General features: G+C 62.3%; 19 protein-coding genes. 8 read left to right on the top strand and 11 right to left on the bottom strand.

Going from position 1 to position 21,027, the window contains the following annotated elements:
- Window positions 1–27: 27 nt before the first annotated feature.
- Together rnhA and H597_RS0113240 are read right to left on the bottom strand one after the other, a co-directional pair.
- Window positions 28–468 (bottom strand): ribonuclease HI, encoded by a 441-nt coding sequence (gene rnhA / locus H597_RS0113245; RefSeq protein WP_028102575.1) that lies wholly within the window; start codon window positions 466–468, stop codon window positions 28–30.
- The gene (locus H597_RS0113240; protein WP_028102574.1) at window positions 455–1,240 is read right to left on the bottom strand and encodes a class I SAM-dependent methyltransferase; all 786 of its coding nucleotides are present in this window, start codon (window positions 1,238–1,240) and stop codon (window positions 455–457) included. The genes rnhA and H597_RS0113240 overlap by 14 nt, the downstream gene beginning before the upstream one ends.
- On the opposite strand from H597_RS0113240, the gene gloB reads away from it, so the two are divergent.
- Together gloB and H597_RS30795 are read left to right on the top strand one after the other, a co-directional pair.
- Window positions 1,225–2,046, top strand: coding sequence for a hydroxyacylglutathione hydrolase (gene gloB / locus H597_RS0113235; RefSeq protein ID WP_229632165.1), 822 nt, complete (start codon window positions 1,225–1,227; stop codon window positions 2,044–2,046). The two genes, H597_RS0113240 and gloB, sit on opposite strands and share 16 nt — an antisense overlap.
- A 13-nt stretch (window positions 2,047–2,059) precedes the next feature.
- Entirely contained in the window at window positions 2,060–2,710 is a 651-nt protein-coding gene (locus H597_RS30795) for a 2-hydroxychromene-2-carboxylate isomerase (protein WP_051293765.1), read from the top strand.
- A 108-nt stretch (window positions 2,711–2,818) separates the two neighbouring features.
- Here H597_RS30795 and aceB read toward each other — a convergent pair whose 3' ends face one another.
- Window positions 2,819–4,408 carry a malate synthase A gene (gene aceB / locus H597_RS0113225; RefSeq protein WP_028102572.1) on the bottom strand — a complete coding sequence of 530 codons (1,590 nt, stop codon included), beginning with the start codon at window positions 4,406–4,408 and terminating at the stop codon, window positions 2,819–2,821.
- A 121-nt stretch (window positions 4,409–4,529) separates the two neighbouring features.
- Here aceB and H597_RS0113220 point away from each other — a divergent pair, with 121 nt between their 5' ends.
- Complete coding sequence (locus tag H597_RS0113220; RefSeq protein ID WP_028102571.1) at window positions 4,530–5,435, top strand: LysR family transcriptional regulator; 906 nt, start codon at window positions 4,530–4,532, stop codon at window positions 5,433–5,435.
- A 165-nt stretch (window positions 5,436–5,600) separates the two neighbouring features.
- On the opposite strand, the gene H597_RS0113215 is transcribed toward H597_RS0113220, so the two are convergent.
- From H597_RS0113215 to H597_RS0113200, 4 genes are all read right to left on the bottom strand, one after another.
- The gene (locus H597_RS0113215) at window positions 5,601–5,804 is read right to left on the bottom strand and encodes a cold-shock protein (protein ID WP_028102570.1); all 204 of its coding nucleotides are present in this window, start codon (window positions 5,802–5,804) and stop codon (window positions 5,601–5,603) included.
- Window positions 5,805–6,003: 199 nt separating this feature from the next.
- A complete protein-coding gene (locus tag H597_RS0113210) occupies window positions 6,004–6,357 on the bottom strand; it encodes an Hpt domain-containing protein (RefSeq protein ID WP_028102569.1) in 354 nt (117 codons plus the stop codon).
- A gap of 3 nt (window positions 6,358–6,360) precedes the next feature.
- Window positions 6,361–7,011, bottom strand: coding sequence for a uracil phosphoribosyltransferase (gene upp, locus H597_RS0113205; RefSeq protein ID WP_028102568.1), 651 nt, complete (start codon window positions 7,009–7,011; stop codon window positions 6,361–6,363).
- Window positions 7,012–7,050: 39 nt separating this feature from the next.
- The gene (locus tag H597_RS0113200; protein WP_028102567.1) at window positions 7,051–8,733 is read right to left on the bottom strand and encodes an isovaleryl-CoA dehydrogenase; all 1,683 of its coding nucleotides are present in this window, start codon (window positions 8,731–8,733) and stop codon (window positions 7,051–7,053) included.
- A 245-nt stretch (window positions 8,734–8,978) separates the two neighbouring features.
- On the opposite strand from H597_RS0113200, the gene H597_RS0113195 reads away from it, so the two are divergent.
- Window positions 8,979–10,712 (top strand): sensor domain-containing protein, encoded by a 1,734-nt coding sequence (locus H597_RS0113195; RefSeq protein WP_028102566.1) that lies wholly within the window; start codon window positions 8,979–8,981, stop codon window positions 10,710–10,712.
- Complete coding sequence (locus H597_RS0113190) at window positions 10,709–12,187, top strand: HDOD domain-containing protein (protein ID WP_028102565.1); 1,479 nt, start codon at window positions 10,709–10,711, stop codon at window positions 12,185–12,187. Before H597_RS0113195 ends, H597_RS0113190 begins: the two co-directional genes overlap by 4 nt.
- Here the strand turns inward: H597_RS0113190 and H597_RS0113185 are convergent, their stop codons facing one another.
- Together H597_RS0113185 and aroC are read right to left on the bottom strand one after the other, a co-directional pair.
- Complete coding sequence (locus tag H597_RS0113185; RefSeq protein ID WP_229632164.1) at window positions 12,188–13,330, bottom strand: MFS transporter; 1,143 nt, start codon at window positions 13,328–13,330, stop codon at window positions 12,188–12,190.
- On the bottom strand, window positions 13,327–14,427 hold the full coding sequence (aroC, locus tag H597_RS0113180; RefSeq protein ID WP_028102563.1) for a chorismate synthase: 1,101 nt from the start codon (window positions 14,425–14,427) through the stop codon (window positions 13,327–13,329). The genes H597_RS0113185 and aroC overlap by 4 nt, the downstream gene beginning before the upstream one ends.
- A gap of 211 nt (window positions 14,428–14,638) precedes the next feature.
- Between aroC and H597_RS0113175 the strand changes: the two genes are divergently transcribed.
- Window positions 14,639–16,900 carry a GGDEF/EAL domain-containing response regulator gene (locus tag H597_RS0113175; RefSeq protein ID WP_028102562.1) on the top strand — a complete coding sequence of 754 codons (2,262 nt, stop codon included), beginning with the start codon at window positions 14,639–14,641 and terminating at the stop codon, window positions 16,898–16,900.
- A 43-nt stretch (window positions 16,901–16,943) separates the two neighbouring features.
- On the opposite strand, the gene H597_RS0113170 is transcribed toward H597_RS0113175, so the two are convergent.
- Entirely contained in the window at window positions 16,944–17,402 is a 459-nt protein-coding gene (locus H597_RS0113170) for a CBS domain-containing protein (RefSeq protein ID WP_028102561.1), read from the bottom strand.
- A gap of 147 nt (window positions 17,403–17,549) precedes the next feature.
- Here H597_RS0113170 and H597_RS0113165 point away from each other — a divergent pair, with 147 nt between their 5' ends.
- Both H597_RS0113165 and H597_RS0113160 read left to right on the top strand, forming a co-directional pair.
- Window positions 17,550–18,860, top strand: a complete 1,311-nt coding sequence (locus H597_RS0113165) for an O-acetylhomoserine aminocarboxypropyltransferase (RefSeq protein WP_028102560.1) — start codon at window positions 17,550–17,552, stop codon at window positions 18,858–18,860.
- 2 nt (window positions 18,861–18,862) lie between these two features.
- Window positions 18,863–19,651, top strand: a complete 789-nt coding sequence (locus tag H597_RS0113160; protein ID WP_028102559.1) for an alpha/beta fold hydrolase — start codon at window positions 18,863–18,865, stop codon at window positions 19,649–19,651.
- Between the two features lie 3 nt (window positions 19,652–19,654).
- Here the strand turns inward: H597_RS0113160 and H597_RS0113155 are convergent, their stop codons facing one another.
- The gene (locus tag H597_RS0113155) at window positions 19,655–21,007 is read right to left on the bottom strand and encodes a YihY family inner membrane protein (RefSeq protein ID WP_028102558.1); all 1,353 of its coding nucleotides are present in this window, start codon (window positions 21,005–21,007) and stop codon (window positions 19,655–19,657) included.
- Window positions 21,008–21,027 lie beyond the last annotated feature (20 nt).

Here is a 21,027-nt window from a genome sequence, read left to right as displayed (position 1 = left end):
GTAGCAAGCGGCGAAGTATATCAGGCCTTACTTGCGGCGCACCGATTCCACGCCCAGGTTGGCCAGCTGGTCGGCACGCTCATTGCCTGGATGGCCGTTGTGGCCGCGCACCCAGCGCCAGTCGACGGTGTGGGCGGCTTGGGCGGCATCCAGCGCCTGCCACAAGTCGGCGTTTTTGACCGGCTCCTTGGTCGATGTCTTCCAGCCGCGCGCTTTCCAGCCGTGGATCCATTCGCTGATCCCTTTCTGGACGTACTGGCTGTCGGTGTGCAGGGTCACTTCACAGGGACGCTTCAGCGCCTTGAGCGACTCGATCACCGCGGTCAGCTCCATACGGTTATTCGTGGTATTCAGCTCCCCGCCGAACAGTTCCTTCTGGGCGTCGCCAGCAACCATCAGCGCGCCCCAGCCGCCGGTACCAGGATTGCCTTTGCAAGCGCCGTCGGTGTAAATCTCAACTTTGTCCATCTAGACTTTCTTTGTGTTTGTTAGCGGCCGGCACCGCGACGGGCGCCTTGACCGGTTTCTGCTTCCATGCAGGGCCGATCAGGCGCATGCCTTTTACGCGCTTGATCGCCTGCACCATATACACGGCCCCGAAATACGGCCAGTAATCGGGGCCTGCCTTGTCCATGAAGCCATAGCGCGCCAGCCAGCGCTCCGTGCGGCACGCCGGGGCGTAGCAGACCAAGTGCGTGTGGCTGACGCCCATATTCAGCAATTTTAACCAGTCTTTGATGCGCGGCATGGAGATAAACTCCCCCGCCTTCGGCAGATAATGCGATCCCGTGAGCCGCCCGCGCACCTGGCGCAGCCCCCATAGGCTGATCGGATTGAAGCCGCACACGATTACCTGGCCTTCAGGGATCAGCACGCGCTCCACTTCACGCAGCACCTGGTGCGGCTCAGCCGAAAACTCAAGCACATGCGGCAGCACCACCAGATCCATGCTGTTGGAGGCAAAAGGCAGCTCGACGCTGTCCAGGGTGACTGCCACCGCGCGCCCACCGCCCGATTTACGTGGGCGCAGGCGGATATCGGCCAGCCATTGATGCGGCATGCGATTAGCGGCCAGCGCATCAATCTGGGGCATCCCGATCTGCACGGCGTTGAATCCGAAGATATCCGCCACCATCTTGTCCAGGCACGCCTGCTCCCAGGCGCGCACGTATGCGCCTGGCGGTGTTTCAAGCCATTTATCGAACGCTATAATGGATTCGTCGGATGTTGCGCTATCCATGCATTCCCTTTACTGAGCTTATGAGCCAACCTGTTTCCGTTCTGACCGTCCCTGCTTTCAAGGACAACTACCTGTGGCTGATCCACGATGGCCGCAACGCGGCGGCGGTCGACCCCGGCGACGCGGGCCCCATCCTTGCCGCCCTGCACGAGCACGGCCTGACGCTTACCGCCATTCTACTCACCCATCACCATGCTGACCATATTGGCGGCGTACCCGGGCTTTTAGCCCAATTCCAGGTTCCGGTATTCGGACCGCGCAATGACGGTATCGCAGCCGTGACCGTAGCGCTTGGCGAAGGTGACCGCGTTCAGGTGCCCGGGCTGGACCTGGAAATGCGCGTACTTGACGTCCCGGGGCATACGCGCGGCCATATCGCCTACGTGCGGGATGGTGCCGAGCCCTGGGTATTCTGCGGCGACACCCTGTTTGCCGGCGGCTGCGGGCGCCTGTTCGAAGGCACGCCGGCACAGATGACCGAGTCGCTCGGCAAACTGGCGGCGCTGCCGGAAGCGACCAAGGTCTTCTGCGCCCATGAATACACGCTTTCCAACCTCCGTTTTGCCAGTGCAGTGGAACCGGCCAACGTGGCATTGCATGCGCGCGTTGCCGCCGATACTGCCACCCGTGAGCGCGGCCAGCCCACTGTGCCAAGCACCATTGGCCTGGAGCGGGCCACCAATCCTTTCCTGCGTTATCGTGAGCCTGAAATCGCTTCCCAGCTTCGCGGAGCCGGCAAGTTGCATGGCGGAGAGCCGCCGCTTGCCGTCTTTGCCGCGCTAAGGGAGTGGAAGAATAACTTCTGACCTAAGGAGATGTATGCAGACCGTCCGTATGTATGTTGATCCCATCAGCCCCTTCGTGTGGCTGGCAACCAAGCAGATCGCCCGTATTGAAGCTGCCGGCGTGCAGGTTGAAATGATCCCTGTTTTGTTCGCCGCCATGCTGAACAAGCATGGATTGGTGGGGCCGGCCGAGGTTCCAGCCAAGCGCGTGCTGACTTTCCGCGATGTGATGCGGCAGGCGTCGGCGCAGGGGCTGGAATTCGTTGGGCCGCCAGGGCATCCTTTCAATCCTTTGCCGATGCTGCGTATCGCGACTGCGATTGCCGGGCGGACGGATCGGATTGCCTTCGTGTCGGCCGTGATGGCTGCAACCTGGGAACAGGGGCAGGATGCGCAGGATTTCGGGGTGCTGGCGCGCGTGGCACGGGATTGCGGGCTGGATGGGGAGGCGCTGGTTGCCGCGGCGGGCACGCCGGAAGTGAAGGCGGCATTGGCGCGGGCGACCGAGCAGGCTATTGCTGATGGCGTTTTCGGTGTGCCGAGCTTTGTGTATGAGGGGGAGCTGTTCTGGGGCGCGGACCGGGTCGACAGCTTGCTGCGCAGGGTTGCGGGACATCGCATCGATGAATACCGCTTGCAGGCGTTTCTTGATCGGCCTGCGTTGGCTTCGCGCCAAAACCGGTAAACCAGGGTCCGACCCAAGGGTCAGACCCCGTACGGTCTCGGCGCGGACTGGTGCGGGTTAAGGTCTCTGATTTTCCACGAAAATCAAGGGCGCACAACCCGCCCCAGTTTAAATCTCTTCGTACAGCGGCAGCGTCAGGAACTCTTCAAACGCCTCTGACGTCGACATCTTCTCGAAGATCTGCGCGGCGCGTTCGTACGCAGGCGTGGCGCCATCCGGGGCGGTGACCTTCACTTTCGCCAGTTCCTCTGGAATCATCGCACGCACCATGGCTTCAGACACCTTGCGGCCATCTTCCAGCACGCCCTTGGACGAACGAATCCACTGCCACACCTGCGAACGCGAGATTTCGGCGGTCGCCGCATCCTCCATCAGGTTATGGATCGGCACGCAGCCATTGCCATTCAACCAGCTCCCCAGGTAGTGGATGCCAACATTGATGTTGTAGCGCAGGCCGGCTTCGGTAATCGGCGCCTCTGGCTTGAAGTCCAGGAGTTCCGCCGACGTGACGTCCACATCCGGACGCTGCTTCGAAATCTGGTTCGGCGCATCGCCCAGCACTTTCTTGAACTCGCCCATGGCCAGTTCCACCAGGCCTGGGTGAGCCACCCAGCCGCCGTCATAGCCGTCGGTTGCGTCGCGCGCCTTGTCGTTGCGCACCCCGCCCATGGCGACTTCGTTCTTTTCCGGATCGTTCTTGATCGGGATCAGCGCGGCCATGCCGCCGATTGCCGGCGCATTGCGCTTGTGGCAGGTTTTCAGCAGCAGCAGCGCGTAGGCGCGCATGAACGGCGCGGTCATGGTCACTTTGGCGCGGTCAGCCAGGCAGAAGTCCTTGTCCAGCTTGAACTTCTTGATGCAGCTGAAGATGTAGTCCCAGCGGCCGGCGTTCAGGCCGGAGCTGTGCTCGCGCAGTTCGTACAGGATTTCGTCCATTTCGAAGGCGGCCAGGATGGTCTCGATCAGGACGGTGGCCTTGATGGTGCCTCGCGGCAGGCCCAGTTCATTCTGAGTCATCACGAAGATGTCGTTCCACAGGCGCGCTTCCAGATGCGATTCCATTTTCGGCAGGTAGAAGAACGGGCCGGCGCCGCGCGCCAACTGCTCTTTCGCATTGTGGACCATGAACAGTGCGAAGTCGAAAATGCCGCCCGAAACGCGCTTGCCGTCGACGGTGACGTGCTTTTCATCGAGGTGCCAGCCGCGTGGACGCACCACCAAGGTGGCGGTCTTTTCGTTCAGCTTGTAGGACTTGCCGTTCTGCTCGAGCGAGATGGTCTTGCGCACGGCGTCCTGCATATTGATCTGGCCGGAGATCTGATTGTCCCAGTTCGGGGAATTCGAATCTTCGAAGTCGGTCATGTAGGAATCCGCGCCGGAGTTCAGCGCGTTGATGACCATCTTGCGATCGACAGGGCCGGTGATTTCAACACGGCGGCATTCCAGTGCCTTCGGGATCGGTGCGATTTTCCAGTCGCCGCTGCGGATATGCGCGGTTTCGGCCAGGAAGTCCGGGCGCTCGCCGGCATCCAGACGCTTGGCGCGCTCGACACGCTTGGCCAGCAATTCCTGGCGGCGCGGCTCGAATTCGCGGCTCAGCTTGGCCACCAAGGCCAACGCTTCGGGCGTCAGGACGCGCTCGAAACCCGGCTTGATTGCGCCGGTAATCTGCATACCTGCTGGCAGAGTAATGCTCATAGTCTTTCTCCGTAGATGATTAGTGTTGTGATTGAATGTTTTCCAGTATATTGACTAAAAACGTAGAGAAACAAGACTAAAACGCACTTCATCTGTGCGTTTTAGTCATAAATGAGGTCATATGGGTCAGTTCAGGCAAATCTCCACCTTTGTAGAAGTGGTCAACCGCGGCAGCCTGTCGGCCGCAGCGCGCGCTGAAGGCATTGCGCCGGCGGTAATCGGTCGCAGGCTCGACGCGCTCGAACAGCGGCTTGGCGTCAAACTGCTCCAGCGTACCACGCGCAAGCTTGCGCTGACGGACGAAGGGGCAGCCTTCCTTGAGGATTGCCAACGCATTCTCTCTGAACTCGAAAGCGCCGAGGCGGCTGTCGCCGAGCGTAGCGCACGTGCCACGGGGCACTTGCTGATTTCCGCACCGGCTGGATTCGGCCGCCTGCACGTCGCGCCGATGATCCCTTCCTTTTTAGCCGAGCACCGTGACGTGACGGTGACATTGAACCTGAACGACCGCATGGTGGACTTGATCGGCGAAGGCGTGGACCTGGCGATCCGGATCGCCTCCATGTCGGACTCCAACCTGGTCAGCGTGAAGCTGGCCGACAACCACCGCGTCGTGGTCGGCACGCCGGCCTACCTGAAACGCCATGGCGTGCCGAAAACGCTGGATGACCTGTCCAGGCACAACTGCATGACCATCAGTAGCGAAGGCAGCCAGCGCGGCTGGACCTTCCGCGACGGCGACAAGAATGTGACTTTAAAGATTGCCGGGAATATGAGCTGCAATGACGGCGCCGTCCTGCACGACTGGGTCCTGGCCGGCAAGGGCCTTGCGTGGCGCTCGATGTGGGAAGTGGGGGCCGATATCGAGGCGGGCCGTTTGAAACCCGTGCTCAACGAGTATTCCGCACCTGGCAACGACATTTACGCAGTCTTCGCGCAGCGGCGCCATCTGCCGCTGCGCATCCGCGCCTTCGTGGATTTCCTGCGCCACACCTACGGCCAGCCCGGCTACTGGCGCAAAGGCTGACAGCTGGCCGAGTGTTTGCCGAAGCTGCGCGGCGGAATAAACCCATCAGGATGCCAGTTAACAATTAGCGTTACATAAAACTCTATTGTTGGTTCAATTTGGCAACATTAAGGGCAAAAAAAATCCTCCGAAGCGGAGGATTTTTATCGTTTTGATCCGTCTCGATTACAGAGGCTGGATGTTCGACGCCTGCTTGCCTTTTGGGCCGGAGGTCACGTCGAAGGACACGCGTTGGTTTTCCTGCAGCGACTTGAAGCCGTTGCTTTGGATAGCCGAGAAGTGAGCAAACAGATCTTCGCCGCCTTCATCAGGGGTAATGAAGCCAAAACCCTTTGCGTCGTTGAACCATTTTACGATACCAGTTGCCATTACAATTCCTATTACAGTTAAATGAGCTTTACGCCCGTGATACCGTTTGAATCCAGTCTCCTGAATCTAAACGATCCCGCATTATACCGAAATACCTGTTAAAAACACGTGACCTCGAAAATAAAATCACTTGTAATCCACAGGATCCGCACATGTGATGTAACTATAGACAAGATTTATCAGTCTTGTTTGATAAATATCAATCGTGCGTTGCAAAATTACCAGCGGTAAAGTCCTTGTCGGCCCAATGCAACAGCGCCAGCACTGCGGCATCGATACCGTCCCAGGGCGCGCCCTCTTCCATCACGCCACGCACCAGCTGTTCGATGCGGCGCGACTCGGCACCAAGGGCGTGCAGGCCGAAAGAACCGGCGGAACCGGCCACACTGTGCAGCGCGTGGTGCAGCTGTTCGATATGCGGCGGCAGTAGGCTGCCCTGGCACAGCACCAGGGCATCGCGGATGGCCGCCATGCGTTCGGGCACGCTGGCGGCGTATTTGTCGCGCAAGGCTTGCAGCCGGTCCTGGAATTCCGAGTCGACCGGCGTCGCCATGGCTTATTTGGTCCCGAAGATGCGGTCGCCCGCGTCGCCCAGACCAGGAATGATGTAGGCGTGTTCGTTGAGGTGGGAATCGAGCGAGGCGCAGAAGATCTTCACGTTCGGGTGCGACTTCTGGAACACTTCGATGCCTTCCGGTGCGGCCACCAGGGCCAGAAAGATGATCTGGTCGTCGGGAACGCCGCGTTTCTTCAGCACGTCCACGGCGTGCACTGCCGAGTTGCCGGTTGCAACCATCGGGTCGCACAGGATGAAGGTGCGGTCAACCAGGTCGGGCAGGCGTACCAGGTATTCCACCGGCTGGTGGGTTTCCGGATCGCGGAACACGCCGATATGGCCCACGCGCGCCGACGGCACCAGGTTCAGCAGGCCGTCGCTCATGCCCACGCCTGCGCGCAGGATCGGCACTACGGCCAGCTTGCGGCCGGCGATGACCGGGGCCTGGATGGTTTCCAGCGGGGTTTCGATTTCGCGGGTGGTCAGCGGCAGGTCGCGGGTGATTTCGTACCCCATCAGCAGGGTGATTTCTTTCAGCAGTTCGCGGAAGGTGCGCGTGGACGTCGACTTGTCGCGCATATGGCTCAGCTTGTGCTGAATCAGCGGGTGATCGGTAATGAACAGGTTGGGAAAGCGCGGATCTTGTTTCATATGTCTAAAAGTGTATGTGTAAGGCGCATTATCCCAGCCTCAGGCGTTTTCCACCAGCGCCCGCTGTAGAATCGCTTCGCAGTTAGTTCCTGCCGGCAACCGCCCATACGCCCCGCCCGGCTCCCGCGCCAGCCGCGTGGCGACGAAGGCGGAGCTGACAAAGGACGGCGCGTGGCGCAGCAGCAAACCGGCCTGGATCGCCAATACGATCCGTTCGGCCAGGTGGCGCGCACCGAATTCGTCTTCGCGGGCATGCGGCAGGTCGGCCAGCAACTGGCCGGTAAACCGCACATAGTCCGGATCGGCGCGGCTGCCCTGCCCTAGTTCGGCCGCCAGCACTTCCTGCGCCTGGCCGGATTTCGACAGCGCGCGCAGCAGATCAAGGCACATGACGTTGCCGGATCCTTCCCAGATCGAATTGACCGGCAGTTCCCGGTAGAGGCGGGCCAGCGAGCTGTCCTCCACATAGCCGCTGCCACCCAGCACTTCCATCGCCTCCGCCCCAAAGCCCGGGCCGCGCTTGCAGATCCAGTATTTGCCGGCCGGCGTCAGCAGGCGCGCCAGTTGCGCTTCCGCAGGATTGTCCATGTGATCGAAGCAGCGCGCCAGGCGCATGGCGAATACGGTGGCGGCCTCGGATTCGAGCGCCAGGTCGGCCAGCACGTTCCGCATCAGGGGCTGTTCCGCCAGCGGCTTGCCGAAGGCGCTGCGGCGGCGCGCGTGGTGCAGCACCTGGGTCAGCGCGGCGCGCATGATGCCGGCCGTCCCCAGTACGCAATCGAGGCGGGTGTGATTGCCCATTTCCAGGATAGTCGGCACGCCGCGGCCCAGCGGCCCGAGCAGCCAGCCGTAGGCGCCGGTGAATTCGACTTCGGACGAGGCATTCGACTGATTGCCGAGCTTGTGCTTCAGGCGCTGTATGCGTACCTGGTTGCGCGCGCCATCGGGAAGGAAGCGCGGCAGCAGGAAGCAGCTCAGGCCGGCGTCGCCGGTTTGCGCCAGCACCAGGTGGGCATCACATTGCGGCGCAGAAAAGAACCATTTGTGGCCCGTCAGCCTGTAGACGGCGTCGCCGTCGTCCCCGAACAGCGCACGCGCCTCATCGGACGCCACGGCTTCGGCGTATGTGGTGTTGGCGCGCAGGTCGGAGCCGCCTTGCTTTTCCGTCATGCCCATGCCGATCAGGGCGCCCCGCTTTTCGTCGATCGGCAGCGGGCTCGGGTCATAGATCCGCGACAGAATCTTGGGCAGCCAGCGCGCCGCCAGCGCGGGACTTTGGCGCAGCGCCGGCACGCTGGCGTAGGTCATGGTGATCGGGCATTGCGAACCGTTCTCCACTTGACCGAACAGGATGTAGCGCGCCGCGCGTGCTACTTGCGCGCCATGATGCGGATGCTTGCCTTCCCATGGCGAGGCGTGGGCGCCGGAAGCGATCAGCTTCGCCATCAGCGTATGCCAGGCGGGGTGGAATTCGATCTCGTCGACGCGGCGCCCGCTGCGGTCGAAGCTATTCAGCACCGGGGGATGCTGATTCGCTTGCCGTGCCAGGTCCTGCATGGCGGTAGTGCCAAGCTCGGCGCCCAGCTCCATCAGCGATGCGGTGGCGAATGCGCCGCCTTCGCGCTCCAGGGCTTCGCGCAAGGCCGTGTCGCAGGTGAACAGGTTTACGTTTGCAAACGGCGCCACCTGGTTGAAGACCTCGTGCGTGTCGAAACGGTTCATTTCGCTCTCCTCGGCTGCCTCTTTAACGCGAGGCTAGCGCAAACTTTCAGCTCAAGCAAGGAACGGCACGGCGAAAATTTGCGTTCAAAAGGGTCCCGCTTTTGCGACTTTCATTTAAAAATGATCTAGGGCAACAAATTTCCTAAAAACATGGACTAATGTTGTCGTTTTTCATGTGAAGCATGAGGTTTAGGTGATACATTTCTCAGTGGTTACGACCCGAAGAGAAAGAATCGAGCGCAACAATGCTTCCCAGCTCCACGACCGAGTCTTTACCGACATTGGACCATGAGGTAAACCTCCTGTTGGAGGAAGCGGGCGACATTGTGTTCCGGCTCAACCTGATGGGGCAGATTCTCTTTGCCAGCCAGCGCGCGGCCAACCTGCTGCGCAATGGTGAGGAACTTGAAGGGCAGTATTTTGCCTCCTTCGTGTGTGACCTCGATCACGCGGCACTGAAGTCCAGCCTGTCCGCCGCCATCCAGGCGCGCGGCGCCAATCGCGCTGCAGTGCGCCTCAAGGCTCCCGAGCAGGAAATCTGCTTCGAACTGCGCATCAGCAGCTACGCCACCGCCAGCAAAGCTTACGAACTGCTCGTGGTCGGCCGCGATATGACGGTCCAGAATGCCACCGAAGAACGCCTGCGCCACATGGCCACCCATGACGGCCTGACCGGATTGCCCAACCGCCTGCTGCTGACAGATCGCCTGCGCCAGACCATCGCCCAGGCGCGCCGCTCGGGCCAGGGGTTCGCGGTCGCCACCATTGGCCTGGACAGCTTCAAAAAGGTCAACGACGGCCTGGGCCACCCGGTCGGCGACGCCGTGTTGAAGATGGCCGCGGCCCGCCTGCGCAAGACGCTGCGCGACAGCGACACGCTGGCGCGCGTCGGCGGCGACGAGTTCGTGGCCATTCTGCCGGGCTCCTGCAACGCGGCCCAGATCAAGCTGGTCACCGGGCGCCTGCTGGCGACGCTTCAATCGCCCTTCGAGGTCGAGCAGCACACCATCCACGTCAGCGCTTCGCTTGGCGTCGCCGTCTACCCGGAGCATGCGGAAGACGAAGCGCGCCTGGTGGCCCTTGCCGATACGGCGATGTCGCGCGCCAAGGAAACCGGCAAAGCGCGCTGCGTGGTCTACAGCCAGCGCCAGAGCGGCCCGCCGGAGCACGATATTTCACTGGAAGCGGCCATGTTCCAGGCAGTGCGCGAAGGCGAATTCCTGCTGTACTACCAGCCCATCGTCAATTCCGCCACGCGCGAAATCGAAGGCTTTGAGACCCTGATGCGCTGGAAGCACCCCGCCCTCGGCATGGTGCCCCCGGCGCGCTTCATCCCGATCGCGGAGACCAATGGCCTGATCAACCTGCTGGGCGCATGGGCGCTGAAGTCGGCCTGCGTGCAATTGAAGCAGTTCCAGGAAGTGGCCCAGCGGCCGCTCTACATTTCCGTCAACATCAGCCCGCGCCAGTTCCGCAACGATAAATTCCTCGACGTGCTCGACGACGCCCTGGCTTTCTCCGGCCTGGCCGGAGACCAGCTCGTGCTGGAAATCACGGAAGGGACCCTGATGATCGATCCCGCCCATGCCGAAACAATCCTGTCCAGGATGGCGGAACGCCGGGCCCGGATTGCGATCGACGATTTCGGCACCGGCTACTCCTCGCTGTCCTACCTGAAGCGCTTCCCGATTTCAGTGCTGAAGATCGACCGGACCTTCATCCGCGACCTGCCGGGCTCGGAAAAGGACGGCGCCATCTGCAACGCGGTCCTCGATCTCGCCAGGCATCTCGACCTGTCCGTGGTGGCGGAAGGCGTCGAGACCGAAGAACAGATGCTTTACGTCGAACAGAACGGTTGCCAGTATGTGCAGGGTTTCCTGACCGGGCGCCCGATGGCGGCCCACACCGCGATGGCCGCACTGAAGGAACGCACTTATGCGGCGCTGATGACCGATGAAGCGCGGCAGGTGGTCCAATGACCGCCTTGGCCGAACAGACCCTGGCAATGCTATGGGAACGTACGCGCCAGCAAGGCGATATGCCCGGTTTTGCCAAGGCCATCACCGCCATCCTGAGCGTCATGCGCGGAGAAGACGACAAGGGGTTCGACCTGACGCGCACCGTGCTGTCCGATCCCGTGCTGACCCAGAAGGTGCTGCGCCTGGCCAATAGCGGCATGTACTCTGCCTTCGGCCAGAAGATCAACACCGTCAGCAAGGCCATGCTCATACTGGGCACGGAAGCCATCGGCCATCTTGCGCTCGGCCTCAAGCTGATCGAGGAGCTGTCGGTGGCGTCGCCGGACTCCGGCCTGGCGCATATCGAAATGGAAAAAGCCGTCCTGGCCGGCATGGTCGCGCGCGAAGTGGCGGCGACGGCGGAAAGCCGCCACGGCGAGGAGGCGGTGGTCTGCTCCATGCTGCACGCGCTGGGAAGGATGCTGGTGACCTTTTATATGCCGGAGCGCTGGACCGCCATGCAACTGGCCGCCGGCGAAGGCAAGGAAGACGAGGCCGCGCTGGAGATTTTGGGCCTCAGCCTGCAGGACATCGGCCGCGAGGCCGCCGCGCAATGGGGCTTGCCGGACAGCCTGCTGGCCGGCATGCGCACCATCGAGCCGCCTGCCGACGGCATGCCTTCCGATCCCCTGGGGCGGGAGGATTGGGTTGCAAGCGTTTCGACCATGGCCAATCTGTGCGCCGGGGCGCTGTGGAATGACGACGCCGAGGGCGCGGCGGAAGTAAAGCGCATCTCGGCGCGCTATGCCAGCATGATCGGCGTCAGTGCGGACAAGCTGGCGCAAGTCATTGAACACGCCAAAGTCGCCGCGGCCAGCGACCTGACGATCGCGCCCCTGTCCAAACCAGCCGAACGCCGCGCCAAACAGCTGGCGCAGACGCGCCAGCGGGCCGCAGGCAACAATATCCTGCTCAGCGGATTGTCCGAAATGCGCAATTCGCTGGACTCGGCAAGCGCCGGGCAGATGGTCTCGATGGCCCTGGAAACCATCTTCAAAGGCTTACAGTTCTCGCGCGCCGTGGCCTTCGTGCGCAACCGCCGCGAAAGCCAGTACGCGGCGCGCATGTGCCTGGGAGAAGGCGTGCGCCAGCATTTGCCGGCGATGCATTTCGTGGACGCCTACGAGCCGAACGTCTTCCATGCAGCCCTGAGCAACGACCGCGTGATCTTCATCGACAACGCGGCCGATCCCAAATTCGCGGCCAAGCTGCCGGCATGGTGGCGCGACACACTCAATGACGCGCGCAGCTTCGTGGTTTTGCCGCTCTGCTCCAACGGCCAGCCGACCGGCTTCCTGTATGGCGACTGGGACGACTCCTTCCCAGCCATTCAGCTCAGTCCGGCCGAATTCTCGCTGCTCAACGATATCCGCGCCGTGGTGGTCAAGGCGGCCGAGCGCCGCCACCAGGCCGGCACCGTCAACCGCGCCGCCTGATCACCGCTGCCAGCGGTAGCTCAGGGCGACCGCCACGCCGCCCGCCGCCACCAGTCCCGACGCGACGTAATAGATGCTTTGCGGCCCGGCTGCCTGCCAGACCCTGGTCAGCGACAGGCTGCCGATGGTGGCGCCGACACCATACGAAATGCTGATGTACAGCGCCTGGCCGCGCGCCTGCAAGGGGCCGCTGAACCAGCGCTGCATGGTCTGCACCGATGCCGAGTGGTGCAGCGCGAACGTTGCCGCATGCATGATTTGCGCCAGCACCAGGATCGCCAGCGATTGGGCGCCCACGCCGATCAGCGCAAAGCGCAGCACGCCGATGCCGAAGCAGGCATACATCAGGCGCTTTACGCCCCAGCGTTTGAACAAGGGCGCCTGGTAGTAGAAACACAGCACCTCGGCCACCACGCCGGCGGACCACATCATACCGGTCACCGTCTTGCTGTAGCCCTGCTTTTCCAGGTAGAGCGAATAAAAGGTGTACAGCGATGCGTGGGCCGACACCATGAGCGCCGTGGATGCAAAGAAGGCCAGTACCTCCTTCTTGCGCAGCACCGCCAGCAAGGCCGGCGGCTTGCCGGAATGGGACAGGCGCGGGACATCCTTCAAGCGGAAAGCCGCGCCGAGTACGAACACCAGCAACACGGCGCAGAACCAGACCAGGGCGCCGGTGCCCTGCCAATCCATCAGGAAGGATGCCAGCATCACCGTGACGATGAAGCCGATCGAGCCCCACAGGCGGATGCGCCCGTAGTAAGTCAGGTCGCCGCGCATTTCCGACAGCATCAAGGCTTCGCACATCGGCCCTTGCGCGCTGGTGAACAGGTTGACCAGCACCATGGCGGCAAAGAAGTGGGCGAATGTGAAACCGAAAATGAAGCCTGAATAGGCAAGCAGCGCCGCGGCGCCGGTCAGGCGCAAGACGACGACGCGCCGTTCGGAATGGTCCGCAACATAGCCCCAGACATTGGGGCCGAAGATGCGCAGCACCTGGATCAGCGACATCAGAACGCCGATCTGCGCCACCGACATCCCCTTGCCCTGGAAATACAGGCTGGCGTAAGTCGAAAAGGTACCGGCGTAAGCGTAATAGCAGAAGAGGAAAAGCGCGAAGCCGAAAGCCTGCGGCGGAATCACGCTTTACTGATGTCCGGCGTCGCTACTTTCACGTCGGCGCACTGGGCGCGGTGCATCAGCGCATGATCCATCAGGACCAGGGCCAGCATCGCCTCGGCGATCGGCGTGGCGCGGATGCCTACGCATGGATCGTGGCGGCCGAAGGTTTCAACCATCACCGGGTTGCCGTCCTTGTCGATCGAACGGCGCGGCGTGCGGATCGAGGAAGTCGGCTTGATGGCGATCGACACCGCGATATCCTGGCCGGTCGAAATCCCGCCCAAGACACCGCCGGCGTTGTTGCCGACAAAGCCTTCCAGCGTCAGCTCGTCGCCGTGTTCGGAGCCGCGCTGGGCCACGCTGTCGAAGCCGGCGCCGATTTCGATGCCCTTCACCGCATTGATCCCCATCATGGCGTAGGCGATGTCGGCATCCAGCTTGTCGTAGATCGGCTGGCCCAGGCCCACCGGGACATTGCGCGCCACCACGTCGATGCGGGCGCCGATGGAGTCGCCGTCCTTGCGCAGGCTGTCCATATAGTCTTCCATGCGCTCAATCAGGGCCGCGTCGGAGGTGGCGGCGAAGAACGGGTTGGAAGGAACGTGCTCAAAACTTTCGAACGGCACTTCGATTTCGCCCAACTGGCTCATGCAGCCGGCGAACTCGGTGCCGTACTTCTCCTTCAGCCATTTTTTGGCAATGGCCGCGGCGCCGACCACCGGTGCGGTCAGGCGCGCCGAGGAACGGCCGCCGCCGCGCGGATCGCGCACGCCGTATTTATGCCAGTAGGTATAGTCGGCGTGGCCCGGGCGGAAGCTTTCGGCGATATTGCCGTAGTCCTTGCTGCGCTGGTCTTCGTTCTTGATCAGCAGCGCGATCGGGGTGCCGGTGGTCACGCCCTGGTATACGCCGGACAGGATCTGCACCGTGTCCGGTTCCTGGCGCTGCGTCACATGGCGCGACGTACCCGGTTTGCGGCGATCGAGCTCCGGCTGAATGTCGGCTTCCGACAGCACCAGCCCTGGAGGGCAGCCGTCAACCACGCAGCCAATCGCAGGGCCGTGGGACTCGCCAAAAGTGGTAACGGTAAACAGCTTGCCAAAGGAATTGCCGGACATGATGAAGAAGATGAATGTTAGCGGAAGAAACTCCCCATTCTAACGCTTTATGGCAAAACTCGCATCGAATGGTTTTTTTGACCACAACTATGGCAAAACTAGCACTCTGCTATTCGTTAACTTCCATGAAAGTGTTTTAATGGTCGTTCTCAGGAATAATTCGCTATATACTAAGTTGTAAGAACACCGAGACCCCTTGGAGAAGCGACACATGCCCCCTTCGATCACGGCGCCTGAGGGTAGCCACGACGATCAGGACGATCTGGTTTTCTTAGAAGAGCATTCGGCTCAGCCAGCTCTCCCGGCACAGCGCAATGTCTGGCGCGTGATGATTATCGATGACGACGAAGACGTCCATTCGACGACCACGTTCGCCCTCGGTAATCTCGACATGCAGCACCGCCCCCTGGAATTCGTGCACGCCTATTCCGCCGCCCAGGCACGCGAAATGCTCAAGCACGAAGAGGAAATCGCCGTGATCCTGCTCGACGTCGTGATGGAGCAGGACGATGCCGGCTTGCACCTGGTGCGCTATATCCGCGAAACCCTGAAGCTGGCCGACGTCCGCATCATCCTGCGCACCGGCCAGCCGGGCTATGCGCCGGAAATCGACGCGATCCGCGATTTCGACATCAACGATTACAAGACCAAGTCCGAGCTGACGCGCATCAAGCTGTTCACCACCGTGACGGCCGCGATCCGCTCCTATGAACAAATCCGCAATATCAATGAGAGCCGGCGTGGCCTGGCGCGCATCGTCCATTCGAGCACCGAGCTGATGGCGCTGCACGGGGTGCAGAACTTCGCCTCGGGCGTGCTGTCCCAGATCGCCGAGCTGCTCGGGCAGGAAGCGCACGGCGTGCTGTGCGTGCAGGAATGCCCAGATGCGGGCTGCCATGAACTGGTGGTGATGGCCGCCACCGGCAACCACCATAACCTGTCGAACAGCCAGCTGACGGCGCGCGACGATGGGCGCGTGCACAAGGCCATGGAAGAATGCCTGGCCGCCCACCGCAACATCTACTGCGCGGACAGTATTACACTGCATTTTGCCGGCAAGGCAAGCCGCACGTTTATCGCCTTTATTGACGTCACGCGCGCGCCAAGCCCCCTGGAAGAAAGCCTGCTGGAAGTCTTCTGCAGCAATGTGGCGGTCGGGCTGGATAATGTGGAACTGGTGTCGCACCTGCATACGGCCGCCTTCTACGATGGCCTGTCCAAGCTGCCCAACCGCACCCGCCTGATCGAAATCCTCGACGCCACGCTGGCCGGCCCGGCCAAGCAGGACGCCACGCTTTGCCTGGTCGACCTCGATCATTTTGCCGAAACCAACGACGCGCTGGGTCACGAATTCGGCGACCTGCTGTTGTCGGCCGTCGCCGCCCGCCTGCAAAACAGCCTGGGCAAACAGTTGACGGTGGCGCGCATCGGCGGCGACATCTTCTGCGTGCTGGGCGACGCGGGACAAGTCAACCCGGCCAATATCCTGGGCCTGTTCTCGACCCCGTTCAGCATCGATGGCCAGGATGTCCAGCTTTCCGCCACCCTCGGCCTGGTGCGCCTGCTGGAGCACGACGGCAGCGGCGCCGATGCGCTGAAGGATGCCGATATCGCCCTGAAGCGGGCCAAGACGCAGCAGCGCGCCGGCCACTTCTACTTCTCGCGCAGCATGGGCGTGGAAATCCGCGAGCGGGTCCGCATGATGCACGCCCTGCGCACCGGTTTCAGCCAAAACCAGCTGTTCGTGGTCTACCAGCCGCAAGTGGACCTGGCGACGCGCCGGCCGATGGGCGCCGAAGCGCTGCTGCGCTGGCAAACGCCGGACGGCAAATTCGTCTCGCCGGACCGCTTCATCCCGATCGCCGAATATTCCGGCCTGATCATCGACCTGGGCGAATGGGTGATGCGCACCTCGATGCAGGAGCTGGTGGCGCTGCGCGCCGCCGGCCATACCGGCTTCACCATGTCGATCAACGTCTCGCAGGTGCAGTTCCGCCATCCGCATTTCATGGACACCCTGCGCAACGCCCTGCACGATACCGGCGCGCCGCCGGAATTCGTGGAGCTGGAAATCACCGAATCGATGGCGATGGAAGAACCGGACATGCTGATCAAGATGCTGGCGCAGATCAAGCAGACCGGCGTCACCATTGCGATCGACGATTTCGGCACCGGCTTCTCGTCGCTGTCCTACCTGCAGCGCCTGCAGATCGACCGGCTGAAGATCGACCGCGCCTTCGTCACCGAGATTACCAATTCCGCGCGCGGCAGCAGCATCGCCGAAATGGTGGTGCAGCTGGGCCGCAACCTGGGACTGGCGGTGATTGCCGAAGGTGTGGAGGACGAGCGCCAGGCGCAGATCCTGCACAACCTGGGATGCCCGCTGGGCCAGGGCTTCCTGTTCGCGCGCCCGATGACCGGGCAGGCCTTGCTCGGATGGCTCAGCGACGACGCCTTGGCCGGCGTCGCATGAAAAAAGCCACCTTCCGGTGGCTTTTTTGCTTGGCGGGGCTGGATCAGCCTTCCGATTTTTCCTCTTCTTCCGCCGGCCAGTCGCGGATATACGCCTTCAGCATGCGGTTCTCGAAGCTCTGCGCTTCCAGCACGGCGCGCGCCACGTCGTAGAAGGAGATCACGCCCAGCAGCGTCTTGGCATTCATCACAGGCAGATAGCGCGCATGCTTTTCCAGCATGATGCGGCGCACTTCATTGACTTCGGTGTCGGGCGTGACGGTGATCGGATGGTCGTCCATGTGCTTGCGCACGGTGCCGCCGCCGACCGAGCCCTGGTTCGCGTGCAGCGCCTTCAGCACCTCGCGGAACGTCAGCATGCCGACCAGATCGCCGTATTCCATCACCACCAGCGAACCGATGTCTTTTTCGGCCATGGTGTTCGCCGCTTCGACCAGCGGCTGGTCCGGAGTGATCGTGTAGAGGATGTTCCCTTTGACTTGGAGGATTTCAGATACTTTCATTTTGGGCCGTCCTGTCCGGTGGTGATGATCATGGTTTTATTGTAAGCCTTACCATCGAATTTAGCGTATGCCAAGCGAAAAATCCAGTTACGGATTAATCAAAACGCAACAGTATTCACGAGCTAAATAACAAGATAGCATGTCAGCATGACAAAGCCAACTTATCCGGGGTTCGATACCCTCGCCCTGCACGCGGGCGCCGCGCCAGATCCCGTTACCGGCAGCCGCGCTACCCCAATCCATTTCACGTCGTCTTTCGCTTTCCGCGATTCCGACCATGCCGCTGCCCTGTTCAATATGGAGCGCGCCGGCCATGTCTACTCACGTATCTCGAACCCGACCAATGCGGTGCTGGAGGAACGCATGGCCGCGCTGGAAGGCGGCGTAGCGGGCATCGCCACCGCCAGCGGACAGGCGGCCATGCACCTCGGGCTGGCCACCATCGCCGGAGCGGGCTCGCATATCGTGGCCTCGCGCGCCTTGTATGGCGGCTCGCACAACCTGCTTGCCTATACCTTGAAGCGCTTCGGCATCGAAACCACCCTTGTCGACCCGCGCGACCTGGACGCATGGCGCGCCGCCATCCGTCCCGAGACCAAGGTGCTGTTCGGCGAAACCTTGGGCAATCCGGGCCTGGACGTGCTGGACATACCGAATATTGCGGCCATCGCCCACGAAGCCCAGTTGCCGCTGATGGTCGATTCCACCTTTACCACCCCTTACCTGCTGCGCCCCTTCGAGCACGGCGCGGACCTGGTTTTCCACTCGGCCACCAAGTTCTTGTGCGGCCACGGCACTGCCATTGGCGGCGTGCTGGTGGATGGCGGCACTTTCGACTGGCAGCTGGCATATGCGGCCACCGGCCGCTTTGCCGAGCTATGCGAACCCTATGACGGCTTCCACGGCATGGTCTTCGCCGAGGAGTCCACGGTGGCGCCCTTCGCGCTGCGGGCCCGGCGCGAGGGACTGCGCGATTTCGGCGCGGCCATGAGCCCGCACAATGCCTTCGCCATCCTGCAAGGCGTGGAAACGCTGGCGGTGCGGATGGACCGGCATGTGGCCAACACCCGCCGCGTGGCCCAATTCCTGCTCGCCAACCCGGCCGTCGAATCGGTGATTTACCCGGAGCTCGACACCCATCCCGACCGCGCCCTGGCTGCGCGCCTGCTGCCGAAAGGCGCCGGTGCGGTGCTGTCGTTCACCCTCAAAGGCGACCGCGCGGCAGGCAAACGATTTGTCGACAGCCTGAAGGTGTTCTCGCACCTGGCCAACGTCGGCGATGCGCGCTCGCTGGTGATCCACCCTGCGTCCACCACCCACTTCCGCGTCCCGGCCGAACAACTGGCGGCATCGGGTATCGCCGAAGGCACCATGCGCCTGTCGGTCGGCCTGGAGGACGCGGACGACCTGCTCGAAGACCTTGCACGCGGGCTTAAAGCCTCGCAGAAGGGAGCTTGAGCATGATGTTCGGAGACTCCTACTGCTACACGGGCGGCAAGGCATTCGACCCGGCGCTGCCGGCTGTCGTCATGATCCATGGCGCCCAGAACGACCATTCCATCTGGGGCCTGCAGTCGCGCTACCTGGCGCACCACGGCTTCGGCGTGCTGGCTGTGGACCTGCCGGGACATGGCCGCAGCCGCGGGCCTGCCCTGCGCAGTGTCGAGGAAATGGCCGACTGGCTGCTGCAGCTGCTCGATTCGGCCGAGGCGGCGTCCGCCACCCTGGTGGGCCACAGCATGGGCGCCCTGATCGCGCTGGAAACGGCGTATCGCGCACCGGCGCGCATTGCGCGCCTGGCGCTGCTGGGCGCGACTTATCCGATGAAGGTCTCCGACACCCTGCTCGACGCCGCCCTGCATGCCGAGGAAGATGCGGTCGACATGGTCAATATCTGGTCGCACAGTTCCTACGCCCAGAAGCCCTCCTGTCCCGGGCCGGGCTTCTATGTAAGCGGCATGTCGAAGCGGCTGATGCAGCGCGTTTCCGCACGCGGCGAGGAAAACCTGTTCCACACCGATTTTACGGCCTGCAACAGCTATGCCAACGGCGACGCGGCAGCAGCCGGCGTGCGTTGCCCGGTGCAGTTCATCTTCGGCAGCAAGGACATGATGACGCCCCCGCGCAGCACCAAGGCGCTGCTGGCCGCCCTGCCGGGCGCCCGCAGCGTGACGGTGGACGCCGGCCACCAGATGATGGCCGAGCAGCCGGACGCGGTCCTGGATGCGCTGCTGGCCTTCCTGCGCTGAGGTTCAGGCTGCGGAGAAGTGATCGGCCAGGCTCGTGCCCAACCCCGCTTCGACCGCGGTTTCCACCTCGCGCGCCAGGATGGCGGCATCCAGGCTGGCGCGGCGGTCGAATTCATCATCGGAATCGGCCAGCACGCCGGCATTCACCGGCATGCCGCCGAACACGAACAGGCGGTAGACATCGGCCAGGGTCACTTTGTGGACATTGGCCAGCAGCACCCAGTTGTCGGCGCCTTCACTGACCCGTTTGCCGAACTGCACACGCGACGGCGGCGGGATTTTCACCTTTGCCACCCAGCCTGGCACCAGCATTTTCTCCAGCAGTTTATCCATTTCGTCGAAGCCGAGGCGGGTGCGGCCGCGCATTTCGGCCGAGCTGACGGCGGCGTTATCGCCCCGTTCGCGCGCCTCATGCAGTACTTTCAGCACAGCCATGGCGTCGACAAACTCGCCGCCCGGCACCGCTTCGTGCCACCAGCGCTCATATTTCACCACCGGCAGCGCGGCAGTGAGCAAGGCGCCCAGCAGCGTAATCAGCCAGGAGACATAAATCCACAGCAGGAACAGCGGCAGCGCCGCCAGTGCCCCATAAATCTTCGAATACGTTGGTACCTGGGTGATAAAGACCGCAAATCCGCGCTTCGCCAATTCGAACGCCACCGCCGCCAGGGCGCCGCCGCAGATCGCGTCGCGCCAGTCCACCATCCGGTTCGGCACCGAGATATAGAGGAAGGTAAAAGTCAGGGTCGTCAGCAGGACCGACAGCAGCGTATAGAAAATCGGCCCGGTCACCGCCCCCACCATATCGCTGGTGGCGTCGAACAGGTGGGCCGACAGCGTCAGCGAAACACCGACCAGCAAAGGCCCCAGCGTGATCAGCGCCCAATACACCAGCACGCGGCGGACCAGGCGCCGTTCGGCCTTGACGCGCCAGATCCGGTTGAAAGCGCGCTCAATCATGCTGAGCATGGTGACCGATGTCAGGACCAGGGTCACCGCGCCGACCGCCGACAGCCGGGTCGCCTTGGCCGCGAACGTGGTCAGGTAACTCAGGATCGTGCTGGAAATCGCCTTCGGCATCACGCTCTTGATGAAATACGCTTCCAGCGCGGTGCGGAAGGTATTAAACATCGGGAACGTGGTGAAAATCGCCAGCGCGATCGTCAATACCGGAACCAGGGCAAATACGGTGGTGAAGGTCAGGCCGCCCGCGACCTGGGGCAGGCTTTCTTCGCGCAGGCGGCGGCGCCCGAACTGGAGCAGGTCGTGCATCTCACCCCAGGACAGCGCGCGCAATTCGGCCACGCCCTTGGTGCAGGTGCGAACAACATTCGTATAGAGAGACTTGAAGACCATCGATAAAGCTGTTTTGGTAA

The sequence above is a fragment of the Pseudoduganella violaceinigra DSM 15887 genome (assembly GCF_000425385.1).
GTDB lineage: Bacteria > Pseudomonadota > Gammaproteobacteria > Burkholderiales > Burkholderiaceae_D > Rugamonas > Rugamonas violaceinigra.
Note: the sequence above shows the minus strand (reverse complement) of the source record. Positions and strands in the feature narration are given on the sequence as shown.